Origin of the sequence: Ruminiclostridium hungatei, assembly GCF_002051585.1 — a bacterium.
In the GTDB taxonomy this organism is placed as follows: Bacteria; Bacillota; Clostridia; order Acetivibrionales; family DSM-1351; genus Ruminiclostridium; species Ruminiclostridium hungatei.
Genome location: NZ_MZGX01000014.1, coordinates 114,135 through 130,949, shown reverse-complemented (window position 1 = coordinate 130,949; position 16,815 = coordinate 114,135). Strand labels below are relative to the sequence as shown.

11 protein-coding genes and 1 pseudogene are annotated in these 16,815 nt (G+C 46.1%); 4 read left to right on the top strand and 8 right to left on the bottom strand.

Annotation, left to right across the window (positions count from 1 at the left end):
- Both CLHUN_RS11705 and CLHUN_RS11700 read right to left on the bottom strand, forming a co-directional pair.
- Positions 1-2,634: pseudogene (locus CLHUN_RS11705) on the bottom strand (hypothetical protein); the annotation flags it as partial.
- Positions 2,635-2,727: 93 nt separating this feature from the next.
- Positions 2,728-10,035 (bottom strand): HYR domain-containing protein, encoded by a 7,308-nt coding sequence (locus tag CLHUN_RS11700; RefSeq protein ID WP_165755732.1) that lies wholly within the window; start codon positions 10,033-10,035, stop codon positions 2,728-2,730.
- A 627-nt stretch (positions 10,036-10,662) separates the two neighbouring features.
- Between CLHUN_RS11700 and CLHUN_RS11690 the strand changes: the two genes are divergently transcribed.
- The 3 genes from CLHUN_RS11690 to CLHUN_RS11680 all read left to right on the top strand — a co-directional run bounded on the left by CLHUN_RS11690 (position 10,663) and on the right by CLHUN_RS11680 (position 11,972).
- Positions 10,663-10,893, top strand: coding sequence for a helix-turn-helix domain-containing protein (locus CLHUN_RS11690; RefSeq protein WP_165755731.1), 231 nt, complete (start codon positions 10,663-10,665; stop codon positions 10,891-10,893).
- An 88-nt stretch (positions 10,894-10,981) separates the two neighbouring features.
- A complete protein-coding gene (locus CLHUN_RS11685) occupies positions 10,982-11,290 on the top strand; it encodes a hypothetical protein (protein ID WP_080064773.1) in 309 nt (102 codons plus the stop codon).
- The gene (locus CLHUN_RS11680) at positions 11,271-11,972 is read left to right on the top strand and encodes a M15 family metallopeptidase domain-containing protein (protein WP_080064772.1); all 702 of its coding nucleotides are present in this window, start codon (positions 11,271-11,273) and stop codon (positions 11,970-11,972) included. The genes CLHUN_RS11685 and CLHUN_RS11680 overlap by 20 nt, the downstream gene beginning before the upstream one ends.
- Before the next feature lie 8 nt (positions 11,973-11,980).
- On the opposite strand, the gene msrB is transcribed toward CLHUN_RS11680, so the two are convergent.
- Positions 11,981-12,964 (bottom strand): peptide-methionine (R)-S-oxide reductase MsrB, encoded by a 984-nt coding sequence (gene msrB, locus CLHUN_RS11675; RefSeq protein WP_207559160.1) that lies wholly within the window; start codon positions 12,962-12,964, stop codon positions 11,981-11,983.
- A 174-nt stretch (positions 12,965-13,138) separates the two neighbouring features.
- Between msrB and CLHUN_RS11670 the strand changes: the two genes are divergently transcribed.
- Complete coding sequence (locus tag CLHUN_RS11670; protein ID WP_080064771.1) at positions 13,139-13,876, top strand: glycerophosphodiester phosphodiesterase; 738 nt, start codon at positions 13,139-13,141, stop codon at positions 13,874-13,876.
- Positions 13,877-13,897: 21 nt separating this feature from the next.
- Here CLHUN_RS11670 and CLHUN_RS11665 read toward each other — a convergent pair whose 3' ends face one another.
- The 5 genes from CLHUN_RS11665 to CLHUN_RS11645 all read right to left on the bottom strand — a co-directional run bounded on the left by CLHUN_RS11665 (position 13,898) and on the right by CLHUN_RS11645 (position 16,659).
- Positions 13,898-14,179 carry a DUF503 domain-containing protein gene (locus tag CLHUN_RS11665; protein WP_080064770.1) on the bottom strand — a complete coding sequence of 94 codons (282 nt, stop codon included), beginning with the start codon at positions 14,177-14,179 and terminating at the stop codon, positions 13,898-13,900.
- A gap of 12 nt (positions 14,180-14,191) precedes the next feature.
- Positions 14,192-14,866 carry a lactate utilization protein gene (locus CLHUN_RS11660; RefSeq protein ID WP_080064769.1) on the bottom strand — a complete coding sequence of 225 codons (675 nt, stop codon included), beginning with the start codon at positions 14,864-14,866 and terminating at the stop codon, positions 14,192-14,194.
- 24 nt (positions 14,867-14,890) lie between these two features.
- On the bottom strand, positions 14,891-15,106 hold the full coding sequence (locus CLHUN_RS11655) for a DUF1653 domain-containing protein (RefSeq protein WP_080064768.1): 216 nt from the start codon (positions 15,104-15,106) through the stop codon (positions 14,891-14,893).
- A gap of 76 nt (positions 15,107-15,182) precedes the next feature.
- On the bottom strand, positions 15,183-15,635 hold the full coding sequence (locus CLHUN_RS11650; protein ID WP_080064767.1) for a YaiI/YqxD family protein: 453 nt from the start codon (positions 15,633-15,635) through the stop codon (positions 15,183-15,185).
- A gap of 4 nt (positions 15,636-15,639) precedes the next feature.
- Positions 15,640-16,659, bottom strand: coding sequence for a LacI family DNA-binding transcriptional regulator (locus CLHUN_RS11645; protein ID WP_080064766.1), 1,020 nt, complete (start codon positions 16,657-16,659; stop codon positions 15,640-15,642).
- Positions 16,660-16,815 lie beyond the last annotated feature (156 nt).

The window sequence follows — 16,815 nt, the reverse complement described above, 5'->3', positions numbered from 1 at the left end:
CTTGGGCTCAGCAGGCAAGCCTCTGAGTTCACCAAACAGCCCCTTCACAAGGAAGCCGGCAATTCCGGCAGCACCCAGGAACTGCTTTATATCCTGCAGTTTTATGCTCCTTATGGTGTTTACAAAACTCATAACTGCTCCCACTTTTCTTAACAACTGCGGAAGTGTGGTAGCCAGCCATTTCACAATCTGGAGCAGCACACTGCCTCCCCCTGTTGCAAAGGCCAGAGCTATTTCAGCGGCTATCTGCGCCGCTTCCAGCAGGACACTGAATACCTTCCTGAAGTCCATAGTCAGGAACTTCTTAATGCCTGCCATTATTGATTTATACAGCTTCTGTATTCCCGCAAACAAGCCGTCCACAGCCTTGGCCATAAAGTTCAGCGCCGCTGTGACTCCTTTTTTAAGTAAGTTTGCAGCAGCGTTTACAGCCTTGACTGCCTTGTCCACTGCTTTATCTATAAGTCCGCATATCTTTTTGGCTATGCCGGGGAATTTGGCAAATACCGCTTTCACCAGACCTTTAAGTATTGTGCCAAGACCTTTTATAGCACTGACTATAAGCTTTCTGCCTGCCTCTATAAGTCCAAGCGCTGCCTGCTTTGCTTTTTCAAATATTGTCTTTACTGCCTGGCGCAGCTTGTCAAATACAAAGCTTACTGCCTTCTTAACGGCCTCTACAGCCTTTTCAACCTTGTCCTTGGCCCAATCCCAGGCCTTTTGGAATATGTTCTTATGCTCCTTTTCTCCTTCCTTCTTCTTTTCCTCCGCTTCCTTTTTGGCGGTCTTGCATTCCTTGTTTGCATCAGTTTCAGCCTGTGCAAGAGTTCCCTTTACCTCGGCTTCCTTTTCATCCTTGATTTTTCCAACTTCGTTTTTCTTCTTTTCAGCCTCAGCACCCGCTTCTTTATCATATTCGGCAGTTGCTGAATTCACCTCGGTTCTCCACTGATTTCTCAAACCACCGACTTCAGCCTTTGCATTGGCCTGTTCCTTAAGCTGATTTTCTCTTGCCTGGGCTTTCTCGTTTTCTATTTGTGCATTTGCATTTTGCTTTGCATCTGTAACTCCCGAATCAAATTGTGCCTTGCCCTGTGTAAATTCATTTGCTCTGCCCTGCATAAAGCCCTTGAGTTCCGAGCTCAGTTGGGGATTCACTCTTGAAGCTACCTCGGGAGGTATGGGAGCTTCCCTGTTTATATCAATGCCAAGGGGTATCACACCGCTTATGGGCTTATCAGCTTTAAGTTTTGTGGTGTCTTCCTTGGGTGCTATATTGTTTTCTCCAAAATCCTGGTTTGTTTGTTCCAGCTCGGCCTGCTTCGCCGACTGCACATTTTGTGCCGCTTCGGACTCAAAACCCTGCATTTGGTTGGGGTCAGCCTCTCCTGTCATTCCGATGGAAGGCGCACTCTTCGAGTATTGCCTTGCCTCAGCCATTACGTCATCTGCGTCGGCTTCAGGGTCCGTACTCAGTTTAATCTCGGCAGGCATTCCCTCATGGACCTTGCCCCCTGTTTTTTCACTCTTGAAGGCTGCTGGCTGGTTATGCTTTATTTCCTTGACCTTTTGGGCTGCATTTGCAAACACACCCTTTTTGGCAGGTAACCCTGTTGGCGTTGCTATTTCAGGCATAGCAGCCTGTGTCTTGGCACGCTGCTTTTCAAAAGCACCCTCAGAAACCGCTGTTGCCTGGGAAAAGGCATTTACTATTTCTGTAGGGGGAATAGCGCCAAGCTGATTGAGTATTTTTGAAGGGTCCTCTCCCGATATTTTAACTGCAGGTGCTTTTGCAGCCTGTTTTTCAGATCTTACAGCCTCCGATGCTCCCGCAGGATTTTGCGTATTATTTCCTGCATATGCAGTGGTATCCTGTCCTGCTTCCGTTTTACCGGCTTTTGAAGCAGCAGGTTCTTCGGTTTTTACTTTTTGTACTGCCTGTTCTTCCTTTTGAACGGCATTACTTGCTTTTTTATCTGTAAGGAACAGAGATTTATCAAGCTGTTCCTTTTTATTCTGTTCAGATTCCTTTTCTTGATTTTTCTGTATCTGCGTGCTTTCTTTCTCAGTGTGGGCTTTATCCGCATTGACAGCATTTTGTACGAGTTTGGCAGCAGACTTGCCCTTTTCTGCCGCTGAAAGCTGCTTCGGGAGGTTTATATCATCCCAGCCCTTGGCAGTGTCCTTATTCTGACTGTTATTCTTTGAACTGCTTTCTGCTGAACTTTTATTCACGTTTGAGCTGCTGTCCTTCTGATTTTCATATGAGCTCTCTTCACCCTTCTTTTGTGAAGAAGCAGCATCACGTATTACCGGTATGGGTTCAGATACAACCTGCCTGCCTGCTTTTTCGGCAGCAGCTCCGGCTGTATCACCTGTCTCCTCTTTTTTCTTTGGTTCTTGTTTTATATCAGAAAGCAGCTTGATAACTGCCTGGTTTCCTATTGTCTTTTGAAGGATATTAATATCTTCCTGTTTTAATGAATTGGGCTGTGATTTAAGGCGCTGTATTATTTCCATATAATTAGGCTGCCTGACTGTTTGCTTATGTGCGGCTGATGAGTTCTGGAGGTGCTTGTTTTGTCCGGTCGAGGCTTTTTCTTTTTGCTTGTTTGCAGTCATAACTGGATTCATTGCCCGCTCTCCTTCCTGAGTTCGTACTTAAGATTTATTACAGGCAGCAATCCGCTAAAAACAGATTGCTGCCTGTAAGCATTAATGATGTTTTTAAGGCTCGGTGCCTCCAAACAGAATTCCGGATGAATATACGGTTACTTTTGATGTTTCTGTATAATCAATTGCTGTAGAGTTGAATGAATAGTCATTATTCTGCGTATAGTTGGTCCAATTGGTTTTTGCAAATCTGTTCTGTACCATAACCTTTTCTCCCGGCTTCAGGGTTCCGGCACTGCTGGAAAAGCTTACCTCAAGGTAATAGTCGCAGTTGGCTTTTCCGGTCACATTGACAAACCTGCCGGATACACTTGCGGTAATAGCACGTTGATTGCCAGCACCTGCAACCTGCGCATAATCACATGCGTAAAGCTGTGTCATATCGCCGTCTACAGTGTAGTAATATCTCAGTTTTATGTCGGAGAGGTTGATATCCGTACTTCCTGTATTCTCCAGCATAAATCTCGGGTCAATGGTATTTGTGGAATTATTTCTTGTTGCATTAAAGGACATTACCTTCAGCTTTTGAACCACAGTGATTTTCTGGGTTGCCGTGGAAGTATTTCCGTTTGAGTCCGTTGCCCTCCAGGTTACTATGGTAGTTCCCACCGGGAAGTCTGCCGGAGCATCGCTGGATATGGTTGTCTTGAAAATATCTTGTGCTGTTGCAGTACCTATTGACACCTTGGTTCTGGTTCCGGTGGCAGGAACGGTAATGTCTGCGGGAGCCTTTATAACAGGCTTGGTAGTGTCCACCACGGTCACCTTCTGGGTCTTTTCTGTCTTGTTGCCATGCTCATCAACAGCAGTCCACTTGACTAAGGTTGTTCCCACTGGGAATACTGCTGGCTTATTGCTGGTCACTGTCACCTTGAAGATATCCTTTGCCTGTGCGGTTCCTATGTCCACAGGCGTGCCGTCCGCTGCAGTAGCTTCCTTGCCGGTTATATCCGCTGGTATAGTCAGCTCGGGTGCGATTGTATCCACCACGGTTACCCTCTGGGTCTTTTCTGTCTTGTTGCCATGCTCATCAACAGCAGTCCACTTGACTGAGGTTGTTCCCACTGGGAATACTGCTGGCTTGTCGCTGGTCACTGTCACCTTGAAGATATCCTTTGCCTGTGCGTTTCCTATGTCCACAGGGGTGCCCGCCGCCGCTGTGGCTTCCTTGCCGGTTATATCCGCTGGTATAGTCAGCTCGGGTGCGATTGTATCCACCACGGTTACCTTCTGAGTTTTTTCTGTCTTGTTTCCATGCTCATCAACGGCAGTCCACTTGACTAAGGTTGTTCCCACTGGGAATACTGCTGGCTTGTCGCTGGTCACTGTCACCTTGAAGATATCCTTTGCCTGCGCGGTTCCTATGTCCACAGGGGTACCGTCCGCCGCTGTGGCTTCCTTGCCGGTTATATCCGCTGGTATAGTCAGCTCGGGTGCGATTGTATCCACCACGGTTACCTTCTGGGTCTTTTCTGTCTTGTTGCCATGCTCATCAACAGCCGTCCACTTAACTGTAGTTGTTCCCACTGGGAATACTGCTGGCTTGTCGCTGGTCACTGTCACCTTGAAGATATCCTTTGCCTGTGCGTTTCCTATGTCCACAGGGGTGCCGTCCGCCGCTGTGGCTTCCTTGCCGGTTATATCCGCTGGTATAGTCAGCTCGGGTGCGATTGTATCCACCACGGTTACCTTCTGGGTCTTTTCTGTCTTGTTTCCATGCTCATCAACAGCCGTCCACTTAACTGTAGTTGTTCCCACTGGGAATACTGCTGGCTTGTCGCTGGTCACTGTCACCTTGAAGATATCGCTGTATTCCGGTGTGCCCAATTCTACAGGAGTACCCTCAGCGGCGGTGGCTTCCCAATCGCTTATGTCTGCCGGAGCCGTCAGTTCAGGGGCGATTGTGTCCACCACTGTCACCTTCTGGGTCTTTTCTGTCTTGTTTCCGTGTTCATCTGTGGCTGTCCAGGTTACTACAGTTGTTCCCACTGGGAATACCCCGGAAGCATCATTTTTCCATTCCACCTTGAAGATATCGCTGTATTCCGGTGTTCCCAGTTCTACAGGAGTACCCTCAGCGGCTGTGGCTTCCCAATCGGTTATGTCTGCCGGAGCCGTCAGTTCAGGGGCGGTTGTATCCACCACTGTCACCTTCTGGGTCTTTTCTGTCTTGTTTCCATGTTCATCTGTGGCTGTCCAGGTTACTACGGTGGTTCCCACAGGGAATACCACAGGAGCATCATTTTTCCACTCCACCTTGAAGATATCGCTGTATTCCGGTGTTCCCAGCTCTACAGGAGTACCCTCTGCGGCTGTGGCTTCCCAATCGGTTATGTCTGCCGGAGCCGTCAGTTCAGGGGCGGTTGTGTCCACCACTATCACCTTCTGGGTCTTTTCTGTCTTGTTTCCGTGTTCATCTGTGGCTGTCCAGGTTACGACGGTGGTTCCCACAGGGAATATCCCGGGAGCATCATTTTTCCACTCCACCTTGAAGATATCGCTGTATTCCGGTGTGCCCAGCTCTACAGGAGTACCCTCCGCGGCTGTGGCTTCCCAATCGGTTATATCTGCCGGAGCCGTCAGTTCAGGGGCGGTTGTATCTACCACTGTCACCTTCTGGGTCTTTTCTGTCTTGTTTCCGTGTTCATCTGTGGCTGTCCAGGTTACGATGGTTGTTCCCACAGGGAATACCACAGGAGCATCATTTTTCCACTCCACCTTGAAGATATCGCTGTATTCCGGTGTTCCCAGCTCTACAGGAGTACCCTCTGCTGCGGTGGCTTCCCAATCGGTTATATCTGCCGGAGCCGTCAGTTCAGGGGCGGTTGTATCCACCACTGTCACCTTCTGGGTCTTTTCTGTCTTATTTCCATGCTCATCTGTGGCTGTCCAGGTTACTACGGTGGTTCCCACAGGGAATACCACAGGAGCATCATTTTTCCACTCCACCTGGAAGATATCGCTGTATTCCGGTGTTCCCAGTTCTACAGGAGTACCCTCCGCGGCTGTGGCTTCCCAATCGGTTATGTCTGCCGGAGCCGTCAGTTCAGGGGCGGTTGTATCCACCACTGTCACCTTCTGGGTCTTTTCTGTCTTGTTGCCATGTTCATCAACGGCAGTCCACTTGACTAAGGTTGTTCCCACTGGGAATACCCCGGGAGCATCATTTTTCCACTCCACCCTGAAGATATCGCTGTATTCCGGTGTGCCCAGCTCTACAGGTGTACCCTCCGCGGCTGTGGCTTCCCAATCGGTTATGTCTGCCGGAGCCGTCAGTTCAGGGGCGGTTGTATCTACCACTGTCACCTTCTGGGTCTTTTCTGTCCTGTTTCCGTGCTCATCTGTGGCTGTCCAGGTTACGATGGTTGTTCCCACAGGGAATACCACAGGAGCATCATTTTTCCACTCCACCTGGAAGATATCGCTGTATTCCGGTGTGCCCAGCTCTACAGGAGTACCCTCCGCTGCAGTGGCTTCCCAATCGGTTATGTCCGCCGGAGCCGTCAGCTCAGGTGGGGTTGTATCCACCACTGTCACCTTCTGGGTCTTTTCTGTCTTGTTTCCGTGCTCATCTGTGGCTGTCCAGGTTACTACGGTGGTTCCCACAGGGAATACCGCCGGAGCATCGTTTTCCCATTCCACCTGGAAGATATCGCTGTATACCGGTGTGCCCAGCTCTACAGGTGTACCCTCCGCCGCGGTGGCCTCCCAACCGGTTATGTCAGCAGGAGCCGTCAGCTCAGGGGCGGTTGTATCTACTATATTAATTGTTTGTGTACAGGTACTTTTATTGCCGTTTACATCTATTGCGGTCCAGGTCACAAGAGTCGGGCCGTATGGATATTCCTCCGGAGCATCCTTTGAAAGGGTAAACTGGAAAATATCGGTTACCACCGGAGCTTTTATGGCCTCAACTTTTGTTTTTATCCCAGTGGCCTCAAAAGTCATGTCCTCTGGAGGAATCATATTTGGAGGTGTCGTATCCACCACCTTGATTTCCTGAGTACCGGCAGTAACATTATTATTTTCATCGGTGGCGGTCCAGGTTACTATGGTTCTTCCAAGGGGATAATCCTTTATGCCGTTATTTGAAATATTAACTTTAAATATATCTGTTGCCGTTGCCTGTCCTATATCAACAGGTGTTTTTATGGCAGTGGCCTCACAGGTCTTATTGTCAGGAACCTTTAAAACGGGAGCTGTTTTATCGGTGACTGTTATATTTTGGACTCCTGTTGTGAAATTGCCGTTAGCATCTGTTGCCGTCCAGGTTACTTTTGTAGTTCCAACCGGGAAGCCATCCTTGGGAGCGTCGTTTGTAACTGTAACCGCAAATATGTCTGTTGCTTCCGCCTCACCCAAAGCGACCTTTGTTTTCTCGGCATCCGCCTCCACTGTCTTATCCTTCGGAACAGCCAGGAAGGGCTTGGTTGTATCAATTATTGTAATCTTCTGTATTTTTGAAGCTTCATTATTGTGTTCATCCCTGGCAGTCCAGGTTACATAGGTATCTCCCAGAGAATAGTCCAAAGGCGCATCACTTTTTACATCCACCCCGAATATGTCTGTTGCGGTTGCCTGACCTATTTCTACAGCAGTTCTTAAAGCTTTAGCCTCAGCTATCTTATCTGACGGAATTGTAAGAACAGGCTTGGTTTTATCCTCTACGGTAACATGCTGGACGCCCTTTGTTGAATTTCCGTTTGCATCGGTGGCCGTCCAGGTTACTTCTGTAGTGCCCACGTCAAATCCGTCCTTTGGAGCGTTGTTGGTTACCGTAACCGGGAATATGTCGCTTACCGAAGGTTCCTTGATGTCAACCTTGCTCTTTACTGCGGTAGCCTCGACTTTTACATCCTCCGGAAGTGTGAGCAGCGGACTGATTGTGTCCTCTACTGTTATGTTCTGGCTGAAGGATACAGAATTACCGTTGGCATCTGTGAAGGTCCAGGTTATAACCGTATGCCCCACAGGGAACATATTATCCTGGGGACCGGTCCGTGAATGAACCATCTCAAAAATGTCATAAACCTGGGGAAGTTCTATGGGAACATAGGTTTTCTCCCCTTCAGCCTCTATTTTGATATCACCGGGTATGGTGAAGGTCGGTTTGGTTTTATCGGTTATGGTTATTTTCTGTACCTTTGTGGAAACATTGCCATTTTCATCACGGGCCTCCCAGATAACCTCGGTTGTTCCTACCGGATAATCCTTGGGCGCATTGCTTTTTACCTCAACCTCGAATATATCTCTGGCCTCTGCCTTTCCTATATCCAATTTGACTCGTCTGGCATCAGCCTCCCTGGTTATATCCTCAGGTATGGTGAGCTCAGGGTCCGTCGTATCCTGGACAAGTATCTCCTGATCGCCTGTTGTTACGTTATTATTTGCGTCAACAGCCTTCCAGGTAACTGTGGATTTGCCCAGGGGGAAATCAGCCGGAGCATTGCTGGAAACCTCCACATCAAAGATGTCGGTTGCCGTTGCCTGCCCGATATCCACAACTGTTCTTCTGCCCTGTGCCTCCACTGTCACGTTCTTTGGGAGGGTCAGTACAGGCTTTTGGGAATCAATTACTATGACATTCTGGACGGCGGTGACTTCGTTACCGTTTGCATCTTTTGCCTTCCAGGTTACAGGAGTTTTTCCCACAGGAAATTTTTCCGGGGCGTCATGGGTGATTGTCACGCTGAAAATGTCGGTGGCTGTGGGCTGTTTTAAAGTATACGGAGTCTTGACAGCCGTGGCCTCTATAACTACATCACCCTGAACTGTAAGTACAGGATTTGTCGTATCCTTTATCGTTACGTTCTGAACCGCAGAGGATACAAACCCTACTGAATCGGTAGCTGTCCAGGTAACCTTTGTAGTCCCCACGGAAAACCCTTGTTCCGGGGCATCATTTTTCAGTGTTACTTCTCCCAGGTCGTCAACCCTTGCAGTGCCTATATCCAGTTTTGTGTAAACTGCACTGGCTTCAGCACTAATGTCGGCGGGAACAGTTATTACAGGAATACTTTTGTCAAGTTTTATTTCAATATTGCCTGTGGCACTGACTTTACCCACATTGTCAACCGCCCAGTAGAAAACCTTTGAAATTCCTTCGGTATCAAAAAGAATTGTGGCATTATCTGCCGCCACGATTTTTTCCTGTCCGGCCTCTCCGACTTTATAGTGTATTTCCTTTACGCCTGAACAAGAATCCATGCCCGTCAAAATCAGAGTTACATTGTTTTTGTTCCAGCCTTTTTCATTTTTTTCCGGAGTCAATCTGCTTTCGACAGTCGGTGCGGTTTTGTCAATCTTAACGCTGAAGGATCTGGCTTGTTCCACATTGCCTGCCTTATCCTCAGACCAATAGGTTATTGAGCTTACGCCTTCAACCTCGATATTTGCAACTGCACTGGAACCCTCAAGTCTGACTGGTGAACCTTCTCCGATTTTATAAAAAATCGCTTTCACTCCCGACACATTGTCAATTGCATCAAATGCCACCGTTACCTTGTCATCATACCAGGTTCCGGATTTTGGCTTTGAGAATGCTGTAGTTGTTACCGGCGCTGTCTTGTCTATGCATATGGGGCCAAATGTGACACTTGAAGAATTATTGCAGCTATCAATAGCTATACCTGTGGAGGTATGATTTGCTCCCTCTTCACTGAACACCTGACTGGGTGTGCAGGACCTGATGGTGGAGATGGAATCCTCAGCACTGTAGGATACAGTGACAGTGCGGCTGGTCCAGGTCCCCGCCACATAGTCCGCTCCTGTATCATCCTTTGCCTGAACTGAAATAAACGGCGGGGTATTATCTACAATGTTTGAATTATATGTACCTACCTCTACATCAAATGAGACAGTATTCCCGCCGGGAATTCCTGCCTTGACCTGTAAGGTCTGTACAACTCCCGAATTCTTGGAATATGCCTGATAGCCCTCTCCCAGATAGCTGGAGTGAGTATTGGCTGCCGACGCCATACCGTTGGCATCTGTTGTAACTGTTAAAAATCTGCTGTTGGAGCCTCTCATAACCGAAGTCACCGTATCATTCACAGAAACTTCAAAAGTCACTGAGACGCCTGCAACAGGCATGCCGGAGCTGTCTTTTACCACAACCTTTTGCGGCAGCATATATCCGCGTCCTCCGGGTATGGCTGCGGAAGGCTGTGTCAGCTTTATCTGCTGTCGCAGCGGAGATACCGCCTGCAGGCTCAAACCTGTTTCTCCTGCAGAATATGCATAATCTGCATTTGGGACTGCTGCCAGGGAAACTAAAAGTATCATCAGCATGCAGTACACCCATTTAATTTGTTTTCCCGTATACTTAGCCAAAGCTGTAAACGGATTTTTTAAATGTTTCATTTGCATTCCTCCATAAATCCATTGTTTTTTGATGGGTTGCTCTTGAAAGTGTCACTTATCCGGTTATCAGCAAAGTGACAATACATGAAACCTCCTTCTTAAATACAGGAAATTTTACAATTAAAATTACAACTGCTCATATTCATACTTCTAATATGCAAAATTTGTATAATATTAAAAAATATGGTTGTTATATGGATGTAAAATATTACTATATTAGTAAAATGACTTTATTGACAGAATAGATTTAATTACCAGGGTGAAGTCAAATCAATCCTACAACTTAATATCAAGTAGTCCATAAAATTCATCAGGACGGAGGTTTCTTATGCAAACTAACGACGGCATCTCGGTAGAAAATTACAGGAAACTACTGAGGAGAGCAGCATGGAGATTGCAGTATAAAGCTCGTACTCAACAGTTAAAGGAATGTTATCTTCTTTTTGAAAGTCAGGTTCACGACAGCGGGTTTGAGACAGAAATTTTATCAAAAGTCTATATTAAAGAATTATTGGATACTATTCCGTGGGAAAAGTGCAGATTCGTCATCCAGAGAACCATACTCGACGGCATGACTGAACATGAGGTTGCCCGCGAACTTAACATTACTCAGCAGGGGGTGAACAAATGGAAAAGGAAAGGATTGGAGTTATTACGACAAACCCTGATAGATTCATACAAATAGTGAAGAAAGCACAGCAAGGTGATAAGATGTCAATGAACGAAATTATAAATCTGTTTAATGATGATATTGAATATTTATCCAGATACATAATGCTGCCAAGGGAAGATGCTATTCAGTCATTAAAGGTTGAACTGATTAATATTGTCAATGACAATAATATGACATGTATTTAATTTAATAATAAGATTGTATTTCGACCACCAAGGATTACTTATAGGTATAGGTAGTCCTTTTATATCTATCAGGAAAGAAGGGGTGCAGGTGGAGACAAATATATTAATAACCTGTGTGGCAGCGGTCAGTGGAATTGTTTTCGGATATCTTGCCTTGCAGGCAAGAGTCAAGGGAGAATCAAAGCAGAGTGGAATTGAGGTAGGCCAGCTAAAAGCTGACATAGAATATATAAAAAGAAGCGGCGACACAACATTGCTGGAACTGAGATGCCTGAACAAAACAGTCAATAATCATGCCGACAGGCTGGCAAGAGTAGAGGAAAGTACAAAACAGGCCCATCTCAGAATAAACGAGTTGAGAGAGGAGTTGGGTAAGGATGTGTCATGTAAAATTTAAGTATCCGGAACAGGCCTGTGTCCATCCAAAGCTTTTGTCCGCCATAAATCAAGTGTGCAGGGCTTATGGAAAAGATGCCTTATGTACCGGAGGATACCGGAGTCTGGAATGTCAGAAAACCACAGCCAGAATAGTTCTTGAAAAAAACAAGGGAAGCTATCAGCTAAATGACGGTTCTGTATATATAGGCACTGGAAGCAGCAGAAAATGCCTTTCTGCCGCCTATGGAAAATCCAATCATTGCTTTGGCCTTGCCATGGACATGGACGGCTGGTTTGAAGCCCTGGAAAATAAAGAGTTATCAGGGTACGGATTAATCAAACCTCTTGATTACGAGCCCTGGCATGTACAGCTAATAGAACTGACCGGTCTAAGTGAGGACCGGAAAGCAGCCATTCGAGACAGCATTTTGAAAGGGGAGGCGTTTGACATGACTATCAGGGAATTTCAGGCCTTAACTGCTCTGAACGTAGATGGAATACCCGGTCCGAAAACTCAGAAGAAAGCCAGGGAAGTACTGCTGGTATGCCAGAAGATCCTGGGCAATGATTTTAAAAGCCCACAGGAGGTAATTGCGGCTACCCAGAAAAATCCTGAGCTTTGGCTTGCTAAGCTTAAGGAGGTCAAATATTTTGACAGTTTTATCCTGAATATCGTAAAGAAAATGAGCGGAAGAGAATAAAATATATTTTATCTTACCAGGGGTATAAAATCCCCATAGCCTTCCTTTTCCATTTTCTCTACAGGTATAAATTTTAAGGCTGCACTGTTGATGCAATACCTCAATCCTCCCGCATGGGCAGGGCCATCCTCGAATACATGTCCCAGATGGCTTTTACCTACCCTGCTGACCACCTCGGTTCTATACATGCCATGGCTTTCATCCTCTTTATACTCAATGACCTCATCCTCAATGGGTCGTGTGAAACTGGGCCAGCCACAGCCTGAATCAAACTTGTCGGTTGAGACAAACAAAGGCTCTCCTGTTGCTATATCCACGTATATGCCCTTCTTTTTGCTGTCCCAGAACTCGTTTTCATAAGGCGCTTCCGTTGCCTTATTGCGGACAACCTCATACTGTTCTCTGCTCAGCTCCTTCTTCAGTATTTCATCCTCCGGCCTGGAATATCCGGACTTGTCTACCTTTCTGCCCGCCTCCCGCTTAAGGCTGTTAATTAATGAAAGGTCTATGTGGCAATAGCCGTTGGGGTTTTTATCAAGATACTCCTGATGGTACTCTTCAGCCCTGAAAAAATTTTCAATGGGAAGCACTTCGGTTAAAATCTTTTTGGAGTATTCTTTCTGCCTGTTATCTATAAATTCTTCTATTGCATTCCTGTCTGCCGGATTTTTATAGTATATTCCGGTCCTGTACTGGACTCCCACATCATGCCCCTGCCTGTTGAGAGTTGTGGGGTCAATTATCCTGAAAAAGTAATCCAGCAGAGTGCTCAGGGATATTCTGCGGGGATTGTATTTTACATATACAGTCTCAGCATGCCCTGTATCCCTGTGGCAAACATCTTCGTAGGTAGGATTCTCCGTGCGCCCGTTTGCATAGCCCACCTCTGTATGAATTACCCCGGGCACATTTTTCACAAAGGCCTCAACTCCCCAAAAGCAGCCGCCGGCCAGCCATATTTCTGAAAAAGCTTTATTTGGATTTATTATCATAATTTCACATCCTTTTTACTATATTACTTATAGCATAGATTTACCCAAAACAAATGTACTTGAAACTTCTGAAGTTCTGTTCGAACTGTTCAAACAGATAATTAAAAAAAATATGCTGTACTGAATTATTTATTTGCCAAATTTAAATTAATATCCGGAGGAGGCGAAATTTAAATGAATACACTCATTTGGGCCCACAGGGGAGCTTCGGCTCAGGCCCCGGAAAATTCCATGGAGGCCTTCAGACTTGCAAACCGTCAACAGGCTGACGGTATTGAGCTGGATATACATATGACCAGGGACGGACACCTGGTAGTCGCACACGACGAGACCATCGACAGGTGTTCAAACGGCAGCGGCAGGATTATTGACATGACGCTGAAGGAATTGCTGACCTATGACTTTTCAAACCATATGGACGGTTACAGAAATATAAGGATTCCTACCCTTGAGGAGGTGCTCCATTTTGTTAAAGGCACCAGGCTGACGGTTAATATCGAGTTAAAGTCAGGGCTGGTAACCTATGAAGGGATTGAAGAAAAAGCAATCAGACTTGTTTCAGATATGGGAATGAAAAAGAGAGTCCTGTATTCTTCCTTTAACCATCACAGCCTGATGCTGATCAAAAAAATAGACCGCGCTATTCCCATAGGGCTGCTATACACTGAAGCCCTTGTGGACCCTCAGTTGTATGCCCTCCGGATAGCGGCAGAGGCCGTGCATCCTTTTTACTATACCCTGGCCGTACCGGGAACTGTGAGAAAGTGCAGAGAAAACGGCATAATGGTTCATCCCTGGACAGTAAATACGCAGGAGCATATGACCTGGATGTACAAGGAGGAGGTAAACGCAATAATCACAAATTACCCCGCTCTGGCCCTGGACGTAAAAAAACGGCTAAATAAACAATAGAACCGAAATACCCACGGGAAGTCAGCGTTCCTCATACAGATAATCCACTATCTCCGCTTGGGTATTTTCTTCAATAAAGCGCATTACTTGGTCGAGAACGGTGTTGGCTTGAGTCCTGCTGTGGGAAACACAGGCTGCACCTATTACAATAGTTTGGCAGAAATCCTGTTCATCCGTTTCAGCTATTGAAACGTTGAACCTGTTTCTGGTTTTTTGAATGAGACTTTTGACAATCATCCTCTTGTCCTTCAGAGAATGACATTCCGGCGCATAGAGTTTCATTGTCAGTGCTGATACTACCATAAGACCTCCAGATTAATACCCGATTTCTTCTCCCACCAGAATCACCTTTATCCTGTCCTTATGCCGCTGATATGCCGAAACAACATAATTGCAGCATATCCTTTCCGGACTGGAACATCCGCTTGCCATTTCATCAGCGTTTTGGCTCAAAGCCATGCACTCACCCTTTTCATTGCAATAGGTCCTGCAGGAAAGCCGCGCGGCATTTGACGGAGCAGCAAAGGTTTTTACCCTGGTGATTGCCGCCTCCAAATTCTTTACCAGCTTGTTGCGGCCTGCAATTATTATTACGGATTTTGGTCCGAAGCAAATTGCGGCAACACGGTTAGAATTGCCATCAACATTATATAATTCCCCGTTTTCCGTTATAGCATTCGCACTGCATATATACGAGTCCGCAGAGAAGGACTCTATAAACACCTGGTTAAGCTGCCCGCCGGTCAGGCCCTCGGCATACCTGTCCAAAAATTTGTAATTTCCCGAGCGGAGCACATCAATTATTCCGCATTCGAACAGTGTCTGGGCACCGCCTACTCCAACCGTATCCCCGTCCTTTAAAAGTTCCTTTACCTTCTCGACAGCGGCGGCCCTGGTTTCCACATAATGGGCCTGCATATTGTTTCTCTCAAGATTCTTCATGGTTTTGGCTATTCTTTTATCAAGTATCGCTTTTGCATTCAAGTCCATAATCTACCTCCATAATTTCACTTTTCATTCTCCAATATATTCAAAACGCCTGAAGGCCAGCCCATCCCTTTCAACCACCTCATTCCACATGGAAGCAGGTCTTACCCATACACCCTGCCGTCCATACAAAGCCGCGTACACCACCATATCCTCAAGGGTTTCACTGTGCTTTGCAATATGAAGGACTCTATACTCGTTACCTTTAAAATGCCTGTACTTGCCTGTTTTAATCCTCTCCATAGCAGCCTCTCCTGATACACTGTGTTTTGTTCCTGCTGAAATCCGTCTATGCCGCCGGTTGACGGCACTGCTCCCCTTACCGGCCTCCGGTTTGCTCCTGTACTTCCAGCAGGCTCTCCAGTGCCTTTTCAAATGCTTCATCATTTTCTTTCGTCCGTTTTTTCATGGTGCCCGTCCGGCCTCCGGCCCTGCGCACCTTTTGCCCCAAATGTCTCTCAAACAGCAGTCTGTCAATATTGCTGTCGGAATATATGAGCCCGTTCTGGTTTAAAACCCTGGCTCCCTTTCCCAATCCCATTGCAGCCACCCCATAGTCCTGGGTCACCACGATATCTCCTTTTTTCAGCAGATTGACAAGCTTGATATCCACACTGTCCCTTGCCTTGTCCACTGTGATGATTTTGCTGTATCCGTCAAATAATTCATGGCTGGTATCAATTACCATGGTAACAGGAACGCTGCGTTTTCTGGCATGCTTTAATATTATATCCTTGACGGGACATGCATCCGCATCTACAAGTATCTGAATAAAATCACCCCCTCAAGACTTTTACAGATTGCCTTTCCACAATTCTTGCAGAAAGAAGTATCTTTTCCGTTATTTCTTCAGGGCTGTCCATTTTCTTCAACAATTTGCACACGGCTTTCCTTCCCATCAACTCCTTCTGGACTCTCATGGTCGTCAGCCCCGGTGTCACGCTGCGGGAGGTTTCTATATCATCAAAGCCTACAATTGAGACCTCTCCCGGTATGGATATACCCATTTTTAATAAAACCTTCATTAATATTAAGGCTTCAGCATCATTACAGCAAAAAAACGCCGTGGGCAAGCCCATCCTTTTTTGCATCTCTCTGATTGTCAGAACTATATCATCTTTCTTCATGCTCTCAAGGGTGCAATTTGTAACGGAGTATTCGTGTGCGGCTTCAAGGTCATGTTCCCCCATGGCCTTCAGATATCCCTGATACCTGTCGTAAAAGCTGACAGACGCAGATATGTCGCCTAGAAAACCGAGCTTTTCATGCCCCGATTTTATAAGATATTGTGCGGCGAGGTATCCGCCGCACTGATTGTCGGTGAGTATGCAGTCCATATCCAGATCATCGAAATAATTATCCACCATGACCACCGGCAGCTTATAGTTTATTATCTCATTTATTGTCTTCCGTGCTATTCTTCCAAGGGTAATTATGCCGGAGACCAGGCCGTCCCTCACACAATTGGGCATTTCAAACGTCTCATGGTTTTCGTCATAGTAATGGATTATTGTATTAAAATTATTCTTTTTGGCCTCATCCTCTATGCCTACCTGGATAAAGCTGAAAAATCCTATGGAATCCCGGGTGCTCTTTGCAATTACCAGGCAGAGATTGCGGGTCTGCTGCTGTCTGGTGCTATTTTTATATACATATCCCATGCTTTCAGCCGCAGCCTCGATATTTTTCCTTGTAGCTTCACTTATTCCCGGCATACCCCTCAAGGCAAGCGAAACTGTGTTTTTTGAAATGCCCAGCTTTAGAGCAATGGAATCCATTGTAACCTTTTTTGGCATACTTCCTCCACTTTAATAATAATCTATTGAATTATAGCATAAAAAAAGTATTATTCAAAGCAAAAAATAATATTACGAATACATTACTTTTTGCTTTACATTTAATGTGTAATGCAGTAAAATAATATTACATGTAATACCATATCCTGGAATAAA